We start from the raw sequence: 22,132 nt of genomic DNA on the forward strand, positions 1-22,132 counted from the left end.
GCAAGGTATCCGGAATGTCCGGACACGCTCAAGCCCTATGTCAGATTCGGAGTCCTCCAGTGCCAATTTCCAGTCTTCGCCTTTACGGCGGGCTGATGTGCGCTTCAGCAAGCACCCACGCGCAAAACGCTATTTAGCGAAGGTCGATCGGGAGGGGAACATCGTGTTGACCGTGCCAAAGCGCGGAACTCAGCGAGATGCCCTGGCGTTCGCGAATGACCATAGGGATTGGTTGTTCGAGGAGCAGCAAAAGGCTCGAGCAGCTTTGGTTGATCCGAAACGATTGAGAGGTCTTCAAAGAGGAGATCGGATTTGGTTTCGCGGCGAAAGGGTCGAGCTTTCGATCGAAAAGGATTGGGGCCGGCCCTTGCTTTGTTTTGCGGAGCGCAGGGTTTACATTGCGGACGAGGACATGGATTTGAGGCGACCGTTGAAGGGCTTTCTCAAGGAGATGGCTAAGCGGGAGTTTCCCGCTCTTGTGCAATCCTATGCCTCGAAGTTTGGCTTGGAGGTAAAGAAGGTGGTGATTCGCGATCAGAAGACACGGTGGGGGTCGTGCTCGACGAGTGGCACTATCTCGCTCAACTGGCGCCTCATACTGGCCAGCGAATCGACGCGTGACTACGTTATCATACATGAATTGATGCACATGAGACGTTTCGATCACTCTCCCGAGTTTTGGGCTCTGGTCGAGGAGGCTTGCCCTTCCTATCGCGAACATGAGCGTTGGTTGAAAAGGCATCAGGAAGAGCTCGCATGGTGAAGGTGCCGAAGTCAGCAAGATTCCCGGTAACCTTGTGATCTACAAAAGTGTATCGAGTGGTGAGACTGTCACTCCTCGGCAGGAATCAACTCCCTCCTCTTATGAATAATCACGTTCGAATTGTCGCTTATCTCCATATCGCATTTGGCGCGCTTTCTTTGCTGGCCGCGATTGTCACTTTTATCGCTCTTGGTGCAGTCGGTGGACTGGTGGTCGTGCAAGGGGAAATTGGGGCTGCCGGGATCCTAGGAGTCGTCGCGGTGTTTGTTGCGGGCTTGCTTTCGGTATTAGCGATTCCGGACCTGCTGGGAGGTTGGGCGCTTTTGGTAGGGAAACCTTGGGGACGACCGTTGGTGATTGTGATTAGTTTTCTAAGTTTGCTGAACATCCCCTTTGGCACGGTGGTGGGAATTTATTCTCTTTGGGCTTTGTTGCGGAAAGCGTAACGGAACCCGAGGCTTAATACCGCTCGGCAAAGAGCTTTGATCTTTTCGCTCTAAATAGTTGTGCCCGTTAGGGACAACGGGCTCTACCCTTCGGGGCTTGGGGGAAGAAAGAAAAAAACTCCGCGTCCAGCTGTGCAGCCGGAGGGCGGAGTTGTTCAAAGTCTCTTGGACTAGGAATTTGTGTCCGTAAAATAAATACGGAACTGATATTTAGATCATGCAGGCGGTTTCGCAGTCGGCATTGAGCATGAGGTACTCGTCGAGGCTAACCATCGATTCGGAAACGACGCGTGGCATGTAGTCGCCGCGGATGAGTCGGTTTTTAGCGTGCAAGATGATGTCGAGGACCGGGTCGATGCTAATGTGTGCGTAGCGTGGATCGTCGAGCTGGACCTTGATGTAGGTCTCCAGGTCTCTCAGTGTGAGTTGCGTGTCTATGCACAGTGTCATGGTTCCTCCTTATCTCTATGTTGCTTTGTGAATTTCGGGTTGGATTGATTTCCTTTCCCAGACTATCGTCTAAAAATCTAAATTTGTTAAGTCTGGGGACAGTTAAAGAACCGTGAAGTTCACTTTGTATCCATAATTTTGAGATTCTATTACAAGGCTTTTACGAATACATAGGGTAATATGGATTCACTTTTTGGGTACTTGTTAAAATTTTGCGAAGGAAGGTCCTCTGTACTCTGTTGGGGATGAGACTCGTAGGTGAGTCCGATTTTGTTCCATCTATATTTTGGAAAATGTTGTTTCGTCCGATGAGTAGGGTGCGCTAGCTTGAGAACGCTTATGACAGAATACCCCTACCAGATTTCCCCAGTTGAAATGAAGGCCGCTGCACTGAAGATGCCGGCTTCGCCGGAGATTTTTGTTAAGCTGGGGCGATTGCTTAAGGATAAGGACACGGAGATGTCTGATGTCCTTGGATTGGTTCAACGTGATCCGACGTTGGTGGCTCAGGTGTTTCGTATCGCTAACACGGCTTATTTCAATACTGGCGATCCGGTCGAAAATCTGGAGGAGGGAATTAACCGAATTGGCTTTCAGGAACTGCATCGGGTAATCGGCGTCGCTTCAATTTCCGGGGTCTTCAAGTATTGGAATTTAGCATACAAGGTAAGTGGGGATGTTATCTGGCATAACGCGCTGGCGACTGGATTGGCGATGGAGGAGCTAGCTGCCGTCAATGGAGAAGATCGAAGCGATGCATATACGGCTGGCGTCTTGAAGTCGCTGGGAAAGCTTCTGATCGACAATTGCGCAAAGACTCATTCGAAGCCGCCTATTTTCGATACGGATTCAGGAACGCCCGTGTTGATGTGGGAGGAGAGCGTGTTTGGAACGACGAATCCCAAGATGGCTGACTTCGTGATGGAATCTTGGAGCTTTCCGGAAATGCAGCTGGCCGCGATTCGTTTCCAGTATCAGCCCGAGTTGGCTCCGGAGGGAAGCCGATACGCCCGCATGCTGAATATCGCGAGCGGCATAGCCGAGAAGCTTGGCAAGCCTGTCCCCGGGGAGTCTAGTTATTGGGAAATGGAAGAGTCGGCTTTTGCGGAAGCGGGACTGGATGCAGGCGACATTAAAAGTGTAACTGGCCGGAGTTCGGAGAAACTTAAGCGACTCCTGAAAGCTCTTGGTGAGTAGGAGTTCTGCTTAGCAGCCTTTGCATTAGATTGAGCTGGATGCGTGGAGTCATCCAGCAAAGGCTGAAAGCGAGTGAATTGATATCCCGTGATGTGACTGGCATCTTAGGGATATGGAGATGGAGGATTTCCTGAACGAACTTCTCTCCCACGTACTTCCCTATTGCGGGGAGGAATGTGTTTTCTGGATCGAGATCGCACAAGACGCCTTGAAGCGTGAGAATTGTTTTCCGGTATACGAGTAACTGCTTTTTAAAACGAATCCCTTTCAGAGCCAATCGATCTATCAAGGCTGTGACATCTTCCAAATGAGGATAGCCTATGAACGGCAATTGGAGAATGCTGTTGTGCGATTCTTCTCTTATAGTTTTTAGGTCTTGGTCAGTTTGCGAATGGGATAGGTTTTGCAGCGAGTTCGAGAGAAGTTCGTCATCTCGTAAGAATAAAGCGGATACGATTCGGAGGATTTGGTGACGGTCCTTGGGGGCGATTCTCTCTACGAGTGCCCAATCGATCAATTTGAGGTTTCCAGTCTTTTCGTCCACGATCAGGTTTCCTGGATGTGGGTCGGCGTGTAGGAAAGATGCTTTCTCGGCTTTTTGAAAAAGAGGTTGTGCGATGAATACTTGAATGAGGCGGTTGGCGAGATGACGACGTTCTAGGCTTCGATTTGTGAAGGCTTCGGTTACTTTAACGCCTTCTTCGTAAGACATTGCGGTGATCGTGTCGGTACAGAGTTCAGGCGAGAGCTCTGGTATTTGGATTCCGGTTACGTTCGCGTATTCCGATTTCGCTTCCTTTAAGTTTTTCTGCTCGTTACTGAACTCGAGTTCTGGAAGTAGGTGGTCGCGAATGTCGGCGATGATTTCTGCAAGGTTTACTGATGATAATAGATCGAGTTCCTTGCTTTGATCTAGGTTCTGGATGAGTCCGTCCCATATTGACATCTCTTCCCAGAAGTATGCTCCGATATTGGGTTTGAGTACTTTGAAAACGCCTTCTCGTCGATGGTCTGACTCTGGGGGGATAAACGAGAAGCGAACGACTGCGGCAACGCTCGCTTCGGAGTGGATGAGCTCTTCGACCTGGATCGAGTAGCGTTCGATTTTCGAGCCGAGCTGATCGCGAATCGTTTTGAAGATGTAGGTGGGATCGACGTCGCGAATCGAGTTTTCGAGCTGGATGAGAGCTTCGCGAAGCTCCGGGGCCAGATTTCGGTTTCGGGAAACGACCTGCCCGAGCTTTTGGAGCGTAGGCATCTCCGAGAGGAATATGAGCAGGCGTTGTTGCGGAGTGAGGTCGAGGTCAGTCAGCAACTTCTCAAGCCTTGGGACAAGGCGGCTTGGGGAGAGGTGGTCTACGAAATAGCGGAAGGCGGAGCTGAGTACTGGTTTCCATTGTGCGTAGCATGATGGAAGCAGGTTTTCTACGTGGAGCAGCTGACAAGCGATGCGACCTAGCTCCTCGTCGTTTGCGTCTCTTTCCACTTTTCTCGCGAGAGAAGAGGAGAGTTTTTTGAGTGCTCGTTTTTTAGGGTAGTGCTCCGTCATCTAATCATTCTCCTGACGCCTTACGGCAGGAGAATGATATCCCAAGGAAATAGGTTCTCAAGGGAGACTAGCTGCCTCCTCGCTTTTAGAAGGAAACGTAATTGGCAAAGTAGAAGGTGTCCTAAAGGGGACTACTCCAATTCTGTATTGAAGTGGCCGCGGATGTTTTTGACAGCGTACTTGGTCAGCACGTTGCCCTTACTGCCTCTGCCTTTAACGAGGAGCTCGCCGAGGTCGTAATCGAACTCTTTGACGCGAGCGCTGCAGGTCGGGGTGAGGCGGACCTTGATAGGGCGGGTTTTGCCGTCGGGATTCGCTTTGAGGTAGTGAACCTTGGATCCTTTTGTTCCCTTGGTGAGGTCGTAAACCTTGTCGCGGGTAACGGCGTTGACGATGAAACGTTTCACGTAGCTGGCTCCGCGAGCGCCGTCGCGGTAGACCATGTCATAGATCGTGTCCTCGTCGCCTTTCTTCCAGAGAGCGACATGCAGGAGGTCTTTGCCGACGAAGACCTTGTCAGCGGCACGAGAAACTCGGAAGGTGCCGTCAGCAGAGAAGGCGATGAACTCGTCGAACTGGGAGGCGTCGCAGAGGAACTCGTCCTTTTTGAGAGAGAATCCGATGAATCCGTCCTCGCGGTTAATGAAGAGCTTTTGCTTCGGCAGGGCGACTTCAGTTGCCTTGATGGCGGTGAAGCTTTCGATACGCGTTTTGCGTTCGCGGCCTTTGCCGAACTTGTCCTTGAGCATCTCGAAGTAGTTGATCGTGAACTTAACGATCGTCTTGAGATTGCGCTTAGTGGCCCGCATTTCCTTCTCGGTCTTCTTGATTTCCTCGTTCGCCTTGAAGGAGTTGAACTTGGAGATGCGCTTGATGCGGATCTCGGTGAGGCGCGTGACGTCGTCGTCGGTGACTTCGCGCTTGAGCGTGTGCTTGAAAGGATCGAGTCCTTTATGGATCTCGGAAATGACCGCTTCCCAAGTCTCACACTCTTCGATGCGGCGGTAGATGCGCTCTTCGATGAAGATGCGTTCGAGCGAGTCGAAGTGCCATTTCTCCTCAAGCTCGGCGAGCTTGATCTCGAGTTCGCGGCGGAGGAGTTCCTTTACGTTGGTCGCGGAGCGGCGGAGGATTTCGCTGACGCCGATGAACTGTGGTGTATCATCTTGGATGATACAGGCGTTTGGAGCGACGGAAACTTGGCAGTCTGTGAAGACGTAGAGGGCGTCGATGGTTGCATCCGCGTCGGAGCCCGGTGGGAGAGTGATGAGGATCTCTGCCTTTTCGGAGGTATTGTCCTCGATTTTCTTGATCTTGATCTTGCCCTTGGAATTGGCGGACAGGATGGAGTCGATCAGCGAACCAGTGGTGCAACCAAATGGGATTTCGCGGATGGCGATCTGGTATTTTGAGATCTTCTCAAATACGGCGCGTACGAGGACGCGGCCGCCACGTAGGCCGTCGTTGTAGTTGGAGAAGTCGGCAATGCCACCTGTTTCGAAATCTGGATACAGCTCGAACTCTTCCTTGTTGAGGAAGGCGATAGCGGCGTCGATGATCTCGATGAAGTTGTGCGGGAGAATCTTACAAGCGAGTCCGACCGCGATACCCTCGGCTCCTTCGGTGAGGAGAAGCGGGAATTTGACGGGGAGGTGTATGGGCTCCTTGTTTCGGCCGTCGTAGGATTGTTGCCAGTGGGTTGTCTTGGGATTGAATACGACTTCGCGGGCGAAGGGGGAGAGGCGGGCTTCGATGTAACGAGCGGCAGCCGCGCCGTCGCCAGTGAGGGTGTTGCCCCAGTTCCCTTGGGTGTCGATGAGCAGGTTGCGCTGGCCCATGCCGACCATGGCGGAGTAGATGGAGGCATCGCCGTGCGGGTGGTAGCGCATGGAGTGGCCGACGACGTTGGCGACCTTGTTGTAGCGGCCGTCGTCGAGCTCCTTGAGGGAGTGCATGATGCGGCGCTGCACGGGCTTGAGACCGTCGAAGAGAGCGGGAACGGCACGGTCGAGGATGACGTAGGAAGCGTACTCGAGGAACCAGTTCTGGTAGGAGGTGGCGAGCGGGGCTTTGTCGTTGCCGGTGGTGTCGTGCTCGGCGTGGACGAGTTCAGTGGATGACTCGTCTTCTGGTTGTTCTTCGAAATCTAGTTGGTCTTGGGTGTCGTCGGACATGTGGAAAGAGGTGTTTAGGAGTTAGGTTTTTAGGGGGTAGGGATTGGCGAGGTGTTGTTCCTACAGCCTAATTCCCTACTGCCTAAGCGACCTAGGACGCTTCTTCGACGAGGTCTTTTTCGACGTGGAGGTTGTCGATGATGAACTCTTGGCGTTTTGGCGTGTTCTTGCCCATGTAGAAGGTGAGCAGCTCGTCGATGTTGTGGAGGTGGGCCATGGTGACGGGATCGAGCTTCATTTCGGGGCCGATGAAGGTGGCGAACTCGTCGGGGGAGGCTTCTCCGAGTCCCTTGAATCGGGTGATCTCGGCGGTTTTTCCTAGCTTGGTAAGGGCTTTGTCCTTCTCGGCCTCAGAGTAGCAGTAGACTGTCTTCTTCTTATTTCGCACGCGGAAGAGCGGGGTCTGCAAGATGTAGAGGTGCCCTTGGCGGACGAGATCAGGGAAGAACTGAAGGAAGAAGGTCAGCAGCAGCATGCGGATGTGCATGCCGTCGACATCGGCATCGGTGGCGATTACGACCTTGTTGTAACGGAGGTCGTCGAGGCCGTCTTCGATGTCGAGGGCGGACTGGAGGCAGTTGAACTCGTCGTTTTGGTAGACGATCTTCTTGCTGAGTCCGAAAGCGTTGAGTGGCTTACCCTTTAGGGAGAACACGGCCTGCGTGTTGACGTCGCGGGTCTTGGTGATGGAGCCGCCCGCGGAATCACCCTCCACGATGAAGAGCGTGGCTTCGTCGGCTTGCTTGTGCTTGGTGTTGAAGTGGGCCCGGCAGTCGCGGAGCTTTTTGTTGTGCAGGTTGACCTTCTTGGCCTTCTCGCGGGCGAGCTTGCGGATGCCGGAAAGCTCTTTGCGTTCCTTTTCGGAAGCGACGATCTTTTGCTGGATCGCCTTGGCGGTCTCCGGGTAGCGGTGCAAGTGGTCGTCGAGCTCCTTCTTGATGAAGGTGTTGACGAAGTTGCGGATCGACTGACCTTTGGGGGCGATGTTCTGAGAGCCGAGCTTGGTCTTGGTTTGGGACTCGAAGACGGGCTCTTGGACGCGTATTGAAATCGCGGATATGATGGAGGTGCGGACGTCGGCTGGGTCGTAGTTCTTGTTGAAGAACTCACGGATGGTTTTGACGATCGCCTCGCGGAAGGCGGCTTGGTGAGTGCCTCCCATGGTGGTGTGCTGGCCGTTTACGAAGGAGAAGTATTCCTCACCGTAGTGGGTGCCGTGGGTTATGGCGACCTCGATGTCGTCACCCTTGAGGTGGATGATCGGGTAGAGGATGTCGCCGGAAAGATTGTCCTGGAGGAGGTCTTTGAGGCCGTTCTCGGATTTGTAGATCTCGCCGTTGAGACTTAGAGTGAGGCCGGTGTTAAGGTAGGCGTAGTTCCAGAGCATGGCCTCGACGAACTCGAGGCGGTATTTGAAATTCTTGAAGACGGTACCGTCGGGGACGAATTCAACGTAGGTGCCGTTCTTTTCCTCTGTCTTTACTTTGCGGCTCTCGGTGACGAGTTCGCCGAGTTCGAAATCGGCCCGCTTGGTTTTGCCTTCGCGGAAGGCGGCGGCGGTGAAGGTTTGGGAGAGGAAATTGACTGCCTTGGTACCGACGCCGTTGAGGCCGACAGACTTTTGGAAGGTCTCGCTGTCGTACTTGGCTCCAGTATTAATCTCGGACACACAGTCGACGACTTTGCCGAGCGGGATGCCACGTCCGTAGTCCCGAACCGTGACGGTGTCGCCTTGTATGGTGACGTCGATACGCTTGCCGTGGCCGGAAGTGTGCTCGTCGATCGAGTTGTCGATGATCTCTTTGATCAGTACGTAAATGCCGTCGTCTGGGGAGGAGCCGTCTCCTAGCTTGCCGATGTACATGCCTGGACGCAGGCGGATGTGTTCACGGGGACTTAGGGATTTGATGCTCGACTCGGTGTAGTTCGATTCTGCCATCGGCGCAGATAGGAACGGGAGGCTAGGGCGAGATCAAGGGATTTTTCTGGAAGATTGGGGGATGGGGTGCTGTTCGCTATTGTGCCCGCTGGGACAGCGGGCGCTACCTCAAGTCTTTGACCATGGGGATGTCCTGCTCGTTTTCGGGGTCGAGGGAGCAGGCGGAACCGGCGTCGAACTGGAATCCTTGGCTGAGATAAAAGCCGACGGCTGAACCTGTTGGGGTGGTGTGAACGCAGAGTTGTTTAGCGCCAGATGCTTTGGCGGCGTCTTCGATCTCGAGATAGAGGGACTTGGCGATGCCGCTGAGGCGGTATTCGGCACTGACGTACATGGCGATGATCTGATCGACTCCTTCGTGAGCGTCGTGTTTGATCATGGCGATGCCTGTCATGGTGTCGCCGTCGTAGGCGCCGATCGCCTTCGCTCCGCCATCGAGCTCTTTTTTCCACCAGGAAATGAGTTTTTCCCAGAAGGCGGGATCGCTAGCGAATTCGACCGAATCGTCGTAGGCTTCCAAGTTTTGACCGGCCTTCCGGTACATTCGCTCCACGGATTCGGATCTGTCGATCTGGTGGACGGCTTCGAGGTCGGATTTGGAGAGCTTTTTGAGTTCGATTTGGGTCATGCAGGGATTCGGCGAAAGAAGAGGTGGCTTGCTCGGTGCTTGCAAGAAGATTAACCAAACGGTAACCGGGGCGCATGATTCTTCCGGTAGAAGACGAATTTAACGATGTATTGAGCAAAGCGCAAAAGGCGCAGGGAATTAGTACCGAGGTGCTGGCTGAGCGTTGCGGCGTTTCCGAAAGCCTGATTCGGGCGGCTCGCCGCGGAGAGTTTGACGAGAAGGCGGTATCCGCTCTGGGCGAGGAGTTGGGACTGAAGGTTGATGCCTTGCTGACTCTGGCAAAAGGGGAATGGCGGCCCAGCGACGTCGCTGAGATCGAGGGGTTCTCAATGGTGTGTAGCCCGTTCTACGATTGGCAGGTAAATGCGTTTTTGGTGTGGGAGGCAGTCTCGAAGCGCGCGGTGGTTTTTGACAGTGGAACGAAGGCGGAGCCCTTGATCGAAGAAATTGAGAGGCGAGGCTTGGAATTGGAAGCGATCATTGTGACGCACGCTCATTGGGATCACTTCGATGGGGCGCCCGAGCTCTTGAAGCGATGGCCGGAAGCCAAGGTTTTTCTAGGGGCGAAAGACGGGGAAATCTCAGTGCCGACGTTGGGAATGGAAGAGGGATTTTCCTACAAAATGGGAGCGATCGAGATCGAAGGTTTCGATACGCCGGGCCATACGGCGGGAGGCATGACGTTTATGGTGAAGGGGCTGGAGCGGCCGCTCGCGATTGTGGGCGACGCGCTTTTTGCCGGTTCGATGGGGGCGGCGAACACTTCCTATGCTGATGCGTTGAAGTCGCTGCAGAAGATCTTGTCGCTGCCTGAGGGGACCGTGCTCGCCCCGGGACATGGTCCGTTGACGACTGTGGGTGAGGAGCGAGAGATGAATTGTTTTGCTGCTTCATCCTTGCATTGGGATTCCTGCAAAAGCTAGATAGCGGCCATGTCTGACGCGAAGCGCACCCCTCTTTACGATTTCAATGTAGCCAATGGCGGGCGAATGGTGGATTTCGCTGGCTGGGAGATGCCGGTCCAATACCAGAGTATTGTGGAGGAGCACAAGGCCACTCGAGCTGCGGCGGGTCTTTTTGACGTGAGCCACATGGGCGAGGCAACGATCGAGGGGCCGCAGGCTGAAGCGTTTTTGAACTACGTGCTGACGAACGACGTTTCGTCGATGGACGACGGCAAAGCTCTCTACAGTTTGATGTGCCATCCAGAGGGGGGAGTTGTGGACGATCTGCTCGTTTATCGTAAGGCGGAGAACCGTTACCTGCTTTGTCTTAATGCTTCGAATACAGACAAGGATATTGCTTGGCTGACGAAACATGCTTCTGCATTTGATGTTTCCGTTTCTGATGTTTCTGCCGATTACGGCTTGATTGCTCTGCAGGGGCCGAAGGCTTTCGAGATTTTGCAGGGGCTCAGCTCGGTGGATTTGGGCGGACTTGGCTATTATCGTTTTGTTGAGGGAGAGATCGCGGGAATCCCCTGCATCATCAGCCGAACGGGGTATACCGGAGAAGTTGGCGTTGAGCTTTTCGTTGCGGCCGAAAAGGCCGCGGAGCTGGCTGAAGCTCTTCTGGCGGCTGGTACGGAGCATGGGCTCGTTTTGGCTGGATTGGGGGCGCGCGATAGTCTTCGGCTCGAGGCGGGGTATTCACTTTACGGACACGAGATCGACGATGAAGTGGGTCCGGTTGAAGCCAAGCTGATGTGGACGGTAGCTCTTAAAAAGGATGGCGACTTTATCGGGAGGGAAGCGATTCTCTCCAAGAAGGCTGAAGGTCCTGCCAAGAGAATTGTTTTCTTCAAGACGGGTGGTCGCCGTATCGCTCGTCCGGGGACGGATATTGTGAGTGGTGGTGAAAAGGTTGGAACTGTGGTTTCCGGAACCTTTTCTCCCATTTTGAATGAGGCGATCGGTTCGGCGCTGGTGGACGCTGCGGTGGCACGATCTGGCGACTTGGCGGTAGACCAACGCGGAAAGGCATTGCCGATCGAGCGGGCGAAGCTTCCGTTTGTGCCTCTAAATCCGCAGGCCTAGCGGACGTGTTATTTACCTGATTTCGATCTTGTCCGATTCAGGATCCGAATTGATCATTTGCGACGAATTTCTAAGAACCCTTCAAACTGAGACTGAAAAACTGATATGAGTATCCCAGCTGACCTTAAGTACACCAAAGACCACGAGTGGTTGAAGATTCTCGATGGAGATGAAGCGATCATCGGCATCACGGATTTTGCTCAAAACAGTCTGGGCGACATCACGTTCGTGGAGGTGCCGGAGGTCGAGGACAGTTTTGATGCGGGAGAGAGTTTTGGTGTGGTAGAGTCTGTAAAGGCTGCCTCTGATCTCTACATGCCGGTCGATGCGGAAGTCTTAGAGGTAAATGAAAGCTTGGAAGACGCTCCGGAGAAAGTGAACTCGTCGCCGTATGAAGACGGCTGGATCTTGAAGATTAAAATCAAGGATACTGCGGCTCTCGCCGAGTTGCTCGACGCGGCGGCTTACGAAGAGATCGCGAAAGACTAGAGACGCCGTTTGAGCTCTGAATTAATGAAAAAAGCCCGAGGATGAGTCCTCGGGCTTTTTAGGTTCAGGATTCCTGTTAGCGGTTAGCGAATACAAATGTCTGTGAGAGCCTGATCTTTACGGGACGTTTGTTCCGAGTCGGTGGCTCGAACTTCCATTGTGAAATGGCGTCTTGTGCGGCGACTAGGAGTTGGACGTCTGGGTCGCCTTTCGTTTCGACCAAGGCCGGCATTCTTACTTGGCCCGCTTCATCGACGTAGAAATTGAAGCTCGCTTGCGACTCTTCGTACTCGTCGACGAGTTGTTGGGGGACCCTTGGCGAGGGTTGGTCTAGCGGGAACGGAGATGTATCTAGATCGTTGATACTTGTTAATCCTCTGTATTGGGATCGATATCCGGACATCTGGTTGATGCGTTGGGCAAGCATCTCCGAGGGGAGCGACATGCTGAGCACCGCGCCGCTGCTTTTGAAGTTGATGTTGAGGTGAGTGATGATGGATCGGGGTTCACCGTTTACTTTCGGCGCGGAGAATTCCCATTTTTCGATTACTCGTTCTACTGACTGGGTAAAACTCGGATGGGTGGACTCTACGATGATCCAGTCTCGAAGTTCTCCGTGATGGTCTACGTCGACCGATACCTTCACGAAGCCTTCCAAGTACCCGGCCTCTGTGAGGGCGTGTGGGTAGCTGGGAAGCTGTGTGACGTCTATTTGAAGGTCGACGCCGTCCTCGCTTGATAGGACCCATTTAGAGTCCGCGTAGGTAGATAATTGTGTAAGCCCGCAGATGATACAGGCACTGAATAGCGACTTTGCCAGTTTCATGATTGATTCCTTGTTTAGGGGTTGTCGGATTTTGTTTTTGGGGCCCAATCTGTTTACAACCTAGCGATTGGCATTACTTCATAATATAGGGCAATTTATGTCGTTTTTCACCTTTGCTGGCTTTGATTTTGCGCAAAAAAATCCCGCCTGGGAAAGGCGGGATGGGAGTGATGAATTGGCGACTTTGGGTATGTTGTTTATCGCTTACTTCTCGTTTACGGGGCGGAAGTGAAAGGGTTGGGCGGCTTTGGCGACGACGGCTTTGCCTTTGCGTTGTGGCGGCTCGAATCTCCACTGGGAAATCGCGTTTTGAGCAATTATCAATAGGCGCTCGTCCACTTTGTCGTCTGCTTCGCGCAGGGTGGGGATTCTGACTCTTCCTTCGGTGTCGATATAGAATTCGAAGACTGCGGTTACCAGGTCTCTGTCTTCGAGAAGTTCGGTATGGAAAAGCGGTTTCTCGATTTTGGTCGGGATGGGGATGCGATCGAGCTCGTCTAGGGTGTAGATGCGATAGAAGTCGGAGCGGTTCATCATGTTGATGAACTTGTTTTCCAGCGAATAGTATCCAAAAGATTCGTACACGACGCCTTGGCCGCGCTTGAAGTTGACCTTGAGCTTGCTGGCGATGGCTGCGGTTTCGCCATTTACGAGAGGGGCGGAGAACTTCCATTTCGGGAGGACTTTTTCGACTGCCTGCCCAAATTGGATGTGGGTGGCTTCGAGAAGAAGGTAGTCTTCAAGTTCGCCAAATTGATTGATGACGATGGCAAGAGTCGCGCTCCCGTCTTCGTAGCCGACATTCTTTAGGTAGGGAGGGTAGATCGGCTCGATTGTTTGGTGGATCTCGAATTCGACCATCGGTGCCGCGTTCGCCTCGTAGCGGTCGATCTGGTTTTCGACTTGCGCCTGCGTTAGCGGCAAAGCGCAGAGGCTGAGAGCTAGAAATATTGAAGAAAGTTCGCGGTTCATCGGTTTGAAAACTCGGAAAGGAGGCTGTCTCCGATTCTCGAGGGTTAGTGATGTGAGAATTTACTCCGCGGCAAGCTGGAACCCTTCAGATGTTCTTTTTTTGAAGGGTTGCGCGTCCAGAAGGCGTATGTGATGGTTGGGCGCGTCAATTAACAGAACGTGTCCCAGACTGACCCCAAAATGAGAAAGTTCGAAGACCAAGAAGTTGATAAGCTGTTTGATCGTTGGAAGGACGACTTCGAACCGGACCCGGGACTGACCGCTCGCGTGCGAAGCGCGCTTGGACAGCCGAGAGGGCGTGAACGCGACGAGAAAAGTCTCGCGATCTGGTTTGGAAACGCGTTTTCGCGCCCAGGATTAGCGGCGGGATTCGCTGCCGTTTTTGTACTGGTAGGGATGGGGCTCTCTCAGCTGCTCTCGTCGAGCGGTTTTGGTGGAGGGGCTCAGGATATGAATTTGAGCTATCGCCTGTCCATTGATCCGCTCTACCGCTTGCAGGCGATGGCGGGCGCGGACGAGTTTGCGAATCAGCCGATTCAGCCCGCTCAACACTCGCCGAACGATGCTCCTGTTCTGCTTGCCGGGCTCGGGTGGCTGCAGGGGGAATTGGATTTGTCTGAGCCGCAATACGAGCAAGTGACCGCCTTGCACGGCGATTACGAGATGGCTTTCGACGAGTTGTTCGGGGAGTTGCTGGAGAGCCATCGGGCTTATCGGGCTTTTGACAAGCAACGCATGAACAGCGATGTGATCGACTATTTCCAGCTCTACGAGCTGCTGCAGACGCAAAAGGATTTGAGCGAGAAAAGTGCCCGGCTGACCGAGGAACTTCTCCTCAAGGTGGAGCAGATCATCGAGCCTGAGCAAAGGACCCGCTACCGCGAACTCTTGGACCAAGTTTACCCCGGTTTCTCTCCGAGTGAGGGAAGCAAGACGGATGCGTAAGAACGCGGCAGAAGACCATGAGCTGATGCGAGCTTTGATCCGGGAGGATTCCGGAGCGTTGGAGCGTATCATCGAAAAGTGGGAAAGACCGTTGTTCTCCTTCGCTTTTCGCTACACGCAAAACGAATTTGTTACGCGAGATATCGTGCAGGAGACTTTCGTGCGGATATTCACAAAGCGGGACAGCTACGACTTCAGTTATCCTTTGGCCTCCTGGATATTCACCATAGCTGCGAACTTGTGTAAGAATCGGGCTCGATGGCAAAAGCGCCACCCTGAGGTGTCGCTCGATACAGGCCTAAGTTCGGGTGATGGAGGTGAAGAGGCTAGCTTACTTGAGGTGGTGCCGGCAGAGGCAAGTCTACCTGCGGAGGATATTGAGAAGGAGGAGGATCTAGACCTTCTCAAAAGGGCCGTGATGAGCCTGCCTCATGATTTGAGGACGGCGGTGCTGCTGCATCACTATCAGGATCTGAGCTACAAGGAAATCGCCGAAGTGGTGGGCTGTTCGGCCCGCGGGGTGGAGACTCGCTTGTATCGGGCTCGCAAGATATTGAGGCAACGGGTGCAGGCTTCTGTCGAGAGGGATGAGTCGTCTCAAAAAAAAAAGGTCCGGTTTGAAACCCGGACCCTGAACGAAAGTTTGGGACAGCTAAGCTGCTCGCCTTAGCTCTATTTTTTAGAAGACAGGGCTGAAGCCGAGGCGCATCTTTTTGCGCAGGGCGATGCATTCGGCTTCGATTCGATCTTCGGTCGCAAACACGCGTTTGCGTAGGCAATTGTCTCTGGAGCCTTCGTTTAGGAGGCATTGGACGCTGACGTCTTCGATGAGGGCGCGTTCTTCCGCTTTCAGTTTGCCATGAAAGACGAACTGGAAAGCGAGGCCGGCCGAGTGGGGGGAGGCTTCGATTTTCAGGTCGACGACATCGCGGCAGTAGCTTGCAAGGAGGCAGAGCTCATCGGCGAATTCGACCAGTTTGAGAGGGGCTCTTTCGTCGAGATTGGCTTGGACTTCCTGCTCGTTGATTCGGTTCGAAAATCCGTAGGAGATGCCCATGGCTGGCAAACGCTCGGCGGCCCAGGACTTGAGAGCGTGAGGGCTGGACAAGCTGGCGATTCGGGTGGCGTTAGCGTAGCGTTCGTGCTCTTCGAGGAAGAGGTCGAGCGTTTCGTCGATAGAGACGGGTGTCTCTGTGTCTAGGCGTTCGGAGAGTCCACGCAGGACTTTTCCGAGGGGGATGGAGTCGGTCTTGGGGGTGGTCGTCGTCAAGGAGGCGAATCCTCCCGGTTTTTGAAAATCTACCGTCATAGAAACTACATTTGGTTGGTTGTGCCTGTAGTGGGCAGGGATTCGGAATTGCGTCGTATCCATCTCCGCAGGAATCCGTGCTCTACATGGCCTCTGCTTCTATTAATCGGATTTTTGTGTGGTTTTCAGAGTACGTGAGGCTTTGAAAATTCTATAAAGTTGCAGAATTTGGGATCTTTTGGGGGGCACCCCCCGCCACTTCAGGGGATCTTTGCTTCGTGTTGGTGACCGACTCCTCAAGGCGGTGCGGAGATTGCTCAGGCGGGGTGTTTCTTTATCCTAAGAGTTATTTGAGGAACGAACCGAGGGTGCCAAAAGGCCGCGACGTGTTAGACGTCGCGACCTGGAATTGACACATCGAGAGTTCAAGCGATCTAACGGAGTTGAAGCTCTTTTGAGATGTCGGCTATTGACCAAGCCGATACGCCGCAGTCGTCGTGGATGCCGTAGAACACTCCCATCGGGTAGCGGGCTGTTGGTTTCAGGTCGATCGCGACGCCATCCGTATTGAGGGTGCGTTCTCCGCTGAAGGTGCCACGATAGGACAAGTTCTTCCGATCGTAGACGTGGTAGTGGTTCGCCTGTTTGCCTTGGTCGGTGAAGATCCAGTAACCCTTGCCTGCTATGGTTTCCCAGAGGGCGATGCCTTCGGGTTGGAACTGGAAGGTGCCTTGTCCGAGGCGTTTTCCGGTGTCGTTGCCTTCGAGGTCGAATACGTGTATCTCGAGTCCATGCTGTTCATCTTCGTCGGCTACCATCAGCTTGCCGGAGGCTTCGTCGCCCATCAGCGATTCGACTACGTCGAGGGCGTGAGGCCCTTCGTGCTCGCCAAAGGCATTGATCAGTTTCGTATCCACACCTTGCCCGTTGATTACGATCTGGAACCGCTTTACGCGCTTGCGGATACCGGCTGGGTTCGGCTCAGGCTTTTCTCCTGGGAGAACCTTGTTGTAGTCGTCGCTCACATACGCTTGAAACGATCCCTCTGCGATTTTTCGAAGATAGATGCCGTACGGTTTTATCAGCTCCTCGGAACCGAACGAAGTGAGGGGGGTGAAGTCAGGTAAGCGGAGGATTTGGACCCGGTGGTTGTCGCGCTCCACGACGAAGAGAAAATCGTCAGCTGAGGCGATGCCATTGGGCCGCAAAAACTGTCCAAGCTCCGACCCGGGAGTCCCGAATTGGGAAATCGGGAAGCCGTTCTTTGCGTCGTAAACGTAGAGTTTGTGAGCCGCCTTGGAAGTGGCGATCAGCAGTCGCTCTTCGCTATCCGGTCCATGCCAAACGGCGATAGAGTCGACGTTGCTTTGGGTGTCGATCGGCGTGAAGAAACGTTCCGCGACCGTGACTGGGCTCTGCCTGGCCTCGGCGGTTGCCGAGGCTAGGAGAGCGAGAGTCAGGTATGATGCAATTCGTTTAACTAGCATCTTAGAGCTTCCAGCTGTAGCCGAGCTTAGCTGAGAAAGAGTAGGTTTCGAACTGACGCATGCGGCTTGGAGAGCCGTAGTAGGCTTGGAATGGCTCGTCGTTGAGATTGATCATTTCGAGGAAGACGGAGCTTTGCTCGTCGATCTTGTAGACCGCCTTTGCATCGAGTTGGAAGTGGGAGTCAACGTACTCATCCTCGATTGGATCGCCTTCAGCGGAATCGAGGTACTCGCCACGGTGGGTGCCTGCGAGGCGGAACATGAAGTGCTCGTTTTCATAGGAGAGGGTAAGATTGAAGATTTCTTCAGGTTGCTTGAGCAATGGTGCTTCTTCGCCTTCTTCTTCGTAGATCGCATCCGCGTTGCTGAAGGTGAGGTTCGTATCGATGCTGAAGCCTTGGAGAGCTTCCGCTAGCAGGCCGAGTTCCTGATTCCAGATGAGCTCGAGCCCGAGGATCGTCGCGTTTTCGCCATTTTGCGGAGTGCTTACTTTGAAGCCGTCTGCGTTGTCGAAATTCGTCATGTACACGAAGGAGTCGATATCCTTGTAGAAGACGTTGGCAGCGAAGAGTCCTAGCTTCTCGTTGTATTTCTCGAAAGAGAGGTCGAGATTAATGGATTCGTATGGATCGAGGTTTGGGTTGCCTCTTTCTACTTCTTCGTCTGTACGGTTGGTTTCTGTCGAGATAGAGGAGTCGCTGAACTTTGGGCGAGCGATCGTGTTTGAGGCAGACGCTCGGATGATCGTGGTGTCGTCGAGTGCGTATCGAGAGTTCAAGGACAAGAGAATGTCGGTGTAGTCGTTGTCGGAGCTGATGCGATTCAGCTCGTAGAGTTCTTCTATTTCGCCGTCGATTTCTTCTTCCCAAGTGACGAGCTCGAATCCTGTTGTTTCGAAGTCGGTTTGCTCTACGCGAGCTCCTCCGGTAATCGTCCACTTTCCGGTTTCGATTTCGGCCATGCCGTAGGCAGCGAGAACGTCTTCGGTCGTGTCATAGTCCGCTAGGGTTGAGTCGATGTCGGATTCGTCATCGTACTGGAGATTCGAGAATTCGCTGTTGAAGAGGTTGCGAACTGCTTGCGGGTCGTACTGGAGATAGGCGCTGCCTCCGGTAAGGTAAGGGTAACGGCTGCCGGTTGTTGTGAGGCCAGCGGCGGTTGGCGTGTCTCCATCGCCGTCCCAGCTGTAGATGGCTACGTCGTTGTCGCGGTTCTTGTCTTTGGTGCGATATTTGAAACCGAACTTTACGAAACCTGGGTTGTCGCCGAAATCGAGGAAACGCATCGCATCGAACTTAAGGGCGATTTCCTCTTCTTCTGTGAGGTTGTTTTCCGCAACGAACTCGTCGAGTTCGAAGTTGGCTGGATCGAAGATGTCGGAACCGCCGTCAACTGTGACGCGAGGCTCGAAGGAGTTGGAGAAATCGTAGCTGAAGTCGCTGTCTTCGCCATTGCGGAAATCTGTGTCGAGTCGATCTGGCTCGTTTTCCTCCGCGGTGGAGAGTGAGGCCTTGTAGTTGAAGCGCCAGTCGTCGACGCGCGTTTCGCCACCGAGGGAGAACGCGAGGATTTCTTGTTCTTCGAAACGGTCCTTGAGATCGCGGTCCGTTTTGTTTGCTCCTGTCACGGAGGCGGTGGTATCGCTCAGTGTCTCGATGGTGCCGCGTTCTGGCTTAATTTCCGTGCGGTGGCGGTATTCTTCGTCGCTGAAGTAGTTGTAAGTTCCCCGAGCATACAAGCGGGTCGTGTCGTTCGGGAGGTGCTCGAAGTTGAGGCTTAGGGATTTGCGCTCGCGAGTCACGTCGTATTGGCGGAACTCGATTTCTGGGGCGAAGAATCCTGTAGAGCCGTCTTCAGCTTCTTCGCTTGCGCTCCAAGGTCCGTCGACTTCGATGTTGTCGGAGCCGAATTCTCGTTCTTGGTAGCTGGTGGATACGACGTATCCAGAATTTCCTTCACTACCGAAAGTGTCGGTGTATGTGCCGGCGAACATGAAGGATGTTTCGTCAACGAGGTCGTTGTAGAGAAGCTGCGCCTTGGCGGAGGCGAAACGTTCACCCTGGTCGAACGGGCTAAGCGTCTTGATGTTGACGCTACCGCCAATGGCGTCGCCGTCCATGTCGGGCAAGAAGGTCTTGCGAATTTCGAGCTGGTCGAGGAGGTCAGTTGGGATGACGTCGAGGGCGACCTTGCGTGTGTCGCCTTCCGGAGAGGCGAGCGCGACGCCGTCGAGCGAGATATTGTTGAGGTCTGAATCTATGCCTCTGATCACGACGTAGCGGCCTTCTCCTTGGTCGCGTTCAATGGATACGCCCGATACTCGTTGAAGGGCTTCGGCCGCGTTTTCATCGGGGAACTGACCGAGAGCGTCGGAGGCAACCGTGTTGACGAGGTTGGAGGAGTTGCGTTGAAGGTTGAGGGCTCGCGCGGAGGCGGACTTTACTCCTGTAACGACAAATGGATCGAGATCTACGATGTCTCGGCCGAGTTCAGCGGAGAGAGTCGCGATGCCACCTTCTTCAACGGTGACGCTGACGGTCTCGTCTCCAAGTCCAAGGTAAGAGATGCGCAAGGCGTAGGTGCCGGGAGCGATGTTTTGAATGACGAACTTGCCTTGTTCATCGGAGGCTGTGCGTATCCCGTTGTCTAATACGGTAATGCTTGCTCCTTCGATCGGGCCATAGCCGTTGTGGGCGGAAACATCGCCGACGATGGTCTCGGCTTGAGCGATGTTGAGCGCGAGGCCTGCTGACAGGCTTGCGAATAGTTTTCCAGTGGTGAGCTTCATAGCTTAGGTAGGTGTAGTTTGTTGGTAAGCGAATCGCTTCTGTTCGGATGCACACGTTAGCGAGCTATGACTGTCAACGCGGATAGGGGGCTGTTTCTATCTTGTTGCCTGCCTGAAATCCGGCTGTAACGAAGCCGCACGTTTCGGGGCTGTTTTCGAGTTTTTGTTACGAAAAGGAGTCCGGATTTGAGAATCGCTTCAGTCGTGTTAGGGTTTGGCTATGATCATACCTAAGACCCCAAAACTTACCGATGCCCAATTGGGTGAACTTCGCTCGATTGTAGGCGACTTTGACTGTTCGATCCAGGTTATCGAGGGCGCGGGGCAAAACGTGTATGCGATTGTTGGGGACGAGCGGCACGAGTTGATGATCAATCGGATCGAGGGGCTCCCGTATGTAGACAGGGTGGATACCATCCAGTCGCCGCATAAGCTTCTGGATATTCGGTCTGAGCTGAAGAACCACCGGGTGTCTTTTGGCGGTGTCGAGCTCGGCAAGGAACTGCTGTTGATCGGGGGGCACTGTACGGTGGATCCAAAGGAGCCGAACAAGTATTTCGAGACGGCGGCTGCTCTGAAGGAGGTTGGAATTCACGCGTTGCGAGGCGGCGTCTGGAAACCGCGAACCAATCCTTACTCGTATCAGGGGGATGTTAAAGCTCTTGATATCTTGATGGAGGCGTCGGCTCGCACGGGCTTGCCGGTCAATGCGGAAGTGATGGATGAGGAGCAGCTAGACATCGCTCTGGATGCAGGCGTGCACATGCTGCAGGTGGGGACTCGGAACGCCTTGAACTACTCGTTGCTACGCCAGATAGGGCAAAAGGTAGCCGGGCGCGATACGGTGGTGCTGCTGAAGCGGGGGCGGCACATGGGGCCGGTAAACGAGTTTATTTCCGCGGCGGAGTATATTGTGACCTTTGGCAATCCCAACGTGGTGCTTTGTCCGAGGGGGACGCTGCCGGGGCTTGAAGGTTATCGGAATCATCCGGACGAGTGCATCACGCCGCTTCTAAAGGAACGCACTTGGGCTCCTGTCGTGGCGGACCCTTCGCACGCGGTGGGCAAGGCGATGTATGTAGAGTCGTGTAGTATGGCCGCGGTGGCCTATGGTGCTGACGGACTCTGTATCGAGTCGAACGTAGACCCGAAAAACGGCTTGGGAGACGACCCGAAACAAGCGATCACGCCGGAAGCATTTGGAGCTTTGGCAAAGAAGTGTCGCATGATTTGGGATATGAGACGGGTCTGAGAGCGAGGCGTTTGGAAAACGTTTCGAGTTCTTGCTTGAGGCGGGTTACGGAGGTGATGCATGGTGACGGCATGGAAGATTCCCTCGAATCGAGAATCGCTTTCGGCAAAAAGGTCGTGCTTGAGAAGGTCGAGTACTTTCGGGCTCAGTTTGGCGATGTGGCCAGCCAATGGAAGTTCGATGGCTCGCGTGTGACGGAAGCGGATTTGCATCTTTCTAAGGTGTTCGCGGAAGCGATGCAGGAGGCGTTTCCTAGCGACCAATTTTTTAGCGAGGAGCTTGAGCACGGCGAAGAGGCGATCGAGGTTCGTCCCGGTTTCTCTTGGCTTCTTGATCCGATTGACGGAACGAATAACTTTGCTCGCAGCATTCCGAACTGCTCGATCTCGCTGGCCTTGTTGAAGGACGGGAATCCGATTTACGGATACATCTACGACCATGGTACAGGCAAACTGATTCATGGCGGCGTAGGCTATGGGCTTTGGCTTGATGATCAGAGGGTCCAACGCAAGGAGTCGGACGTGAATGGCCAAAGCTTGATCGCGACTCAAACCTTAGCTTCAGATGAGGCTCTCAAGGATGATGATGCGATCCGGATGTCCTTCAAGCTGCGTGCGTTTGGTAGCAGCGCGATTCACATGGGTTACACTGCATTGGGGTGGCTCGATGGAGTGATCGCGCATCGGGTGAAGGCTTGGGATATCGCAGGCGGGATGCCTCTGCTTGCCGCGGTTGGCGGAAGTACTCGTTTTTTTGATACGGAAGTCTTTCCTCTGAAGACCTTTAATTCCAAGGGCAAGGGCTTCAGTCATATCGCGGGTTCGCACGAACTTTGCGATCGGATCGAAAAGACAATTGGTAAGTCGACGCAGTACCGCTGGTAAGCAGATCGGACGACCGTGAAAAATGTAACGTTGCCTTTTTCGCGGTGGCGTTTGGCTG

Annotated in this window: 20 protein-coding genes; 10 read left to right on the top strand and 10 right to left on the bottom strand. The window is 53.8% G+C overall.

Features of this window, described 5'->3' with window-relative positions:
• Positions 1–37: 37 nt before the first annotated feature.
• Both JIN87_RS05820 and JIN87_RS05825 read left to right on the top strand, forming a co-directional pair.
• Entirely contained in the window at positions 38–763 is a 726-nt protein-coding gene (locus tag JIN87_RS05820) for a M48 family metallopeptidase (protein WP_200354591.1), read from the top strand.
• Positions 764–864: 101 nt separating this feature from the next.
• Positions 865–1,209, top strand: a complete 345-nt coding sequence (locus JIN87_RS05825) for a hypothetical protein (RefSeq protein WP_200354592.1) — start codon at positions 865–867, stop codon at positions 1,207–1,209.
• A gap of 210 nt (positions 1,210–1,419) precedes the next feature.
• Here the strand turns inward: JIN87_RS05825 and JIN87_RS05830 are convergent, their stop codons facing one another.
• Positions 1,420–1,659 (bottom strand): hypothetical protein, encoded by a 240-nt coding sequence (locus JIN87_RS05830; protein WP_200354593.1) that lies wholly within the window; start codon positions 1,657–1,659, stop codon positions 1,420–1,422.
• 339 nt (positions 1,660–1,998) lie between these two features.
• On the opposite strand from JIN87_RS05830, the gene JIN87_RS05835 reads away from it, so the two are divergent.
• Positions 1,999–2,856: an HDOD domain-containing protein gene (locus JIN87_RS05835; protein ID WP_200354594.1), complete on the top strand. Its 858-nt coding sequence runs from the start codon at positions 1,999–2,001 to the stop codon at positions 2,854–2,856.
• Here JIN87_RS05835 and JIN87_RS05840 read toward each other — a convergent pair.
• The 4 genes from JIN87_RS05840 to JIN87_RS05855 form a co-directional block, all read right to left on the bottom strand.
• Positions 2,825–4,342, bottom strand: coding sequence for an AarF/UbiB family protein (locus JIN87_RS05840; RefSeq protein WP_200354595.1), 1,518 nt, complete (start codon positions 4,340–4,342; stop codon positions 2,825–2,827). The genes JIN87_RS05835 and JIN87_RS05840 overlap by 32 nt on opposite strands.
• Positions 4,343–4,536: 194 nt before the next feature.
• Positions 4,537–6,579, bottom strand: coding sequence for a DNA gyrase/topoisomerase IV subunit A (locus JIN87_RS05845; RefSeq protein ID WP_200354596.1), 2,043 nt, complete (start codon positions 6,577–6,579; stop codon positions 4,537–4,539).
• Positions 6,580–6,670: 91 nt separating this feature from the next.
• Positions 6,671–8,518, bottom strand: a complete 1,848-nt coding sequence (locus JIN87_RS05850; protein ID WP_200354597.1) for a DNA topoisomerase IV subunit B — start codon at positions 8,516–8,518, stop codon at positions 6,671–6,673.
• 103 nt (positions 8,519–8,621) lie between these two features.
• Positions 8,622–9,146 carry a GNAT family N-acetyltransferase gene (locus tag JIN87_RS05855; RefSeq protein ID WP_200354598.1) on the bottom strand — a complete coding sequence of 175 codons (525 nt, stop codon included), beginning with the start codon at positions 9,144–9,146 and terminating at the stop codon, positions 8,622–8,624.
• Between the two features lie 74 nt (positions 9,147–9,220).
• Between JIN87_RS05855 and JIN87_RS05860 the strand changes: the two genes are divergently transcribed.
• The 3 genes from JIN87_RS05860 (at position 9,221) to gcvH (ending at position 11,671) form a co-directional block, all read left to right on the top strand.
• A complete protein-coding gene (locus JIN87_RS05860) occupies positions 9,221–10,069 on the top strand; it encodes an MBL fold metallo-hydrolase (RefSeq protein ID WP_200354599.1) in 849 nt (282 codons plus the stop codon).
• 9 nt (positions 10,070–10,078) lie between these two features.
• A complete protein-coding gene (gene gcvT, locus JIN87_RS05865) occupies positions 10,079–11,182 on the top strand; it encodes a glycine cleavage system aminomethyltransferase GcvT (RefSeq protein WP_200354600.1) in 1,104 nt (367 codons plus the stop codon).
• Between the two features lie 105 nt (positions 11,183–11,287).
• Entirely contained in the window at positions 11,288–11,671 is a 384-nt protein-coding gene (gene gcvH, locus JIN87_RS05870; protein ID WP_200354601.1) for a glycine cleavage system protein GcvH, read from the top strand.
• A gap of 76 nt (positions 11,672–11,747) precedes the next feature.
• Here the strand turns inward: gcvH and JIN87_RS05875 are convergent, their stop codons facing one another.
• Complete coding sequence (locus JIN87_RS05875; protein ID WP_200354602.1) at positions 11,748–12,497, bottom strand: TonB family protein; 750 nt, start codon at positions 12,495–12,497, stop codon at positions 11,748–11,750.
• 204 nt (positions 12,498–12,701) lie between these two features.
• Positions 12,702–13,469: an energy transducer TonB gene (locus tag JIN87_RS05880; protein WP_200354603.1), complete on the bottom strand. Its 768-nt coding sequence runs from the start codon at positions 13,467–13,469 to the stop codon at positions 12,702–12,704.
• Positions 13,470–13,649: 180 nt separating this feature from the next.
• Between JIN87_RS05880 and JIN87_RS05885 the strand changes: the two genes are divergently transcribed.
• Both JIN87_RS05885 and JIN87_RS05890 read left to right on the top strand, forming a co-directional pair.
• A complete protein-coding gene (locus tag JIN87_RS05885; RefSeq protein ID WP_200354604.1) occupies positions 13,650–14,414 on the top strand; it encodes a hypothetical protein in 765 nt (254 codons plus the stop codon).
• A complete protein-coding gene (locus tag JIN87_RS05890; RefSeq protein ID WP_200354605.1) occupies positions 14,407–15,084 on the top strand; it encodes an RNA polymerase sigma factor in 678 nt (225 codons plus the stop codon). Before JIN87_RS05885 ends, JIN87_RS05890 begins: the two co-directional genes overlap by 8 nt.
• A 9-nt stretch (positions 15,085–15,093) precedes the next feature.
• On the opposite strand, the gene JIN87_RS05895 is transcribed toward JIN87_RS05890, so the two are convergent.
• From JIN87_RS05895 to JIN87_RS05905, 3 genes are all read right to left on the bottom strand, one after another.
• Positions 15,094–15,723 carry a hypothetical protein gene (locus tag JIN87_RS05895; RefSeq protein WP_200354606.1) on the bottom strand — a complete coding sequence of 210 codons (630 nt, stop codon included), beginning with the start codon at positions 15,721–15,723 and terminating at the stop codon, positions 15,094–15,096.
• A gap of 374 nt (positions 15,724–16,097) precedes the next feature.
• Complete coding sequence (locus JIN87_RS05900) at positions 16,098–17,150, bottom strand: phytase (protein WP_200354607.1); 1,053 nt, start codon at positions 17,148–17,150, stop codon at positions 16,098–16,100.
• 1 nt (position 17,151) lies between these two features.
• The gene (locus tag JIN87_RS05905; protein ID WP_200354608.1) at positions 17,152–19,938 is read right to left on the bottom strand and encodes a TonB-dependent receptor; all 2,787 of its coding nucleotides are present in this window, start codon (positions 19,936–19,938) and stop codon (positions 17,152–17,154) included.
• A gap of 220 nt (positions 19,939–20,158) precedes the next feature.
• Between JIN87_RS05905 and JIN87_RS05910 the strand changes: the two genes are divergently transcribed.
• Both JIN87_RS05910 and JIN87_RS05915 read left to right on the top strand, forming a co-directional pair.
• Positions 20,159–21,190 carry a hypothetical protein gene (locus JIN87_RS05910; RefSeq protein WP_200354609.1) on the top strand — a complete coding sequence of 344 codons (1,032 nt, stop codon included), beginning with the start codon at positions 20,159–20,161 and terminating at the stop codon, positions 21,188–21,190.
• Positions 21,157–22,074 carry an inositol monophosphatase family protein gene (locus JIN87_RS05915; protein WP_200354610.1) on the top strand — a complete coding sequence of 306 codons (918 nt, stop codon included), beginning with the start codon at positions 21,157–21,159 and terminating at the stop codon, positions 22,072–22,074. Before JIN87_RS05910 ends, JIN87_RS05915 begins: the two co-directional genes overlap by 34 nt.
• Positions 22,075–22,132: the final 58 nt, after the last annotated feature.

Source organism: Pelagicoccus mobilis, from assembly GCF_016595505.1.
Classification (GTDB): Bacteria; Verrucomicrobiota; Verrucomicrobiia; order Opitutales; family Opitutaceae; genus Pelagicoccus; species Pelagicoccus mobilis.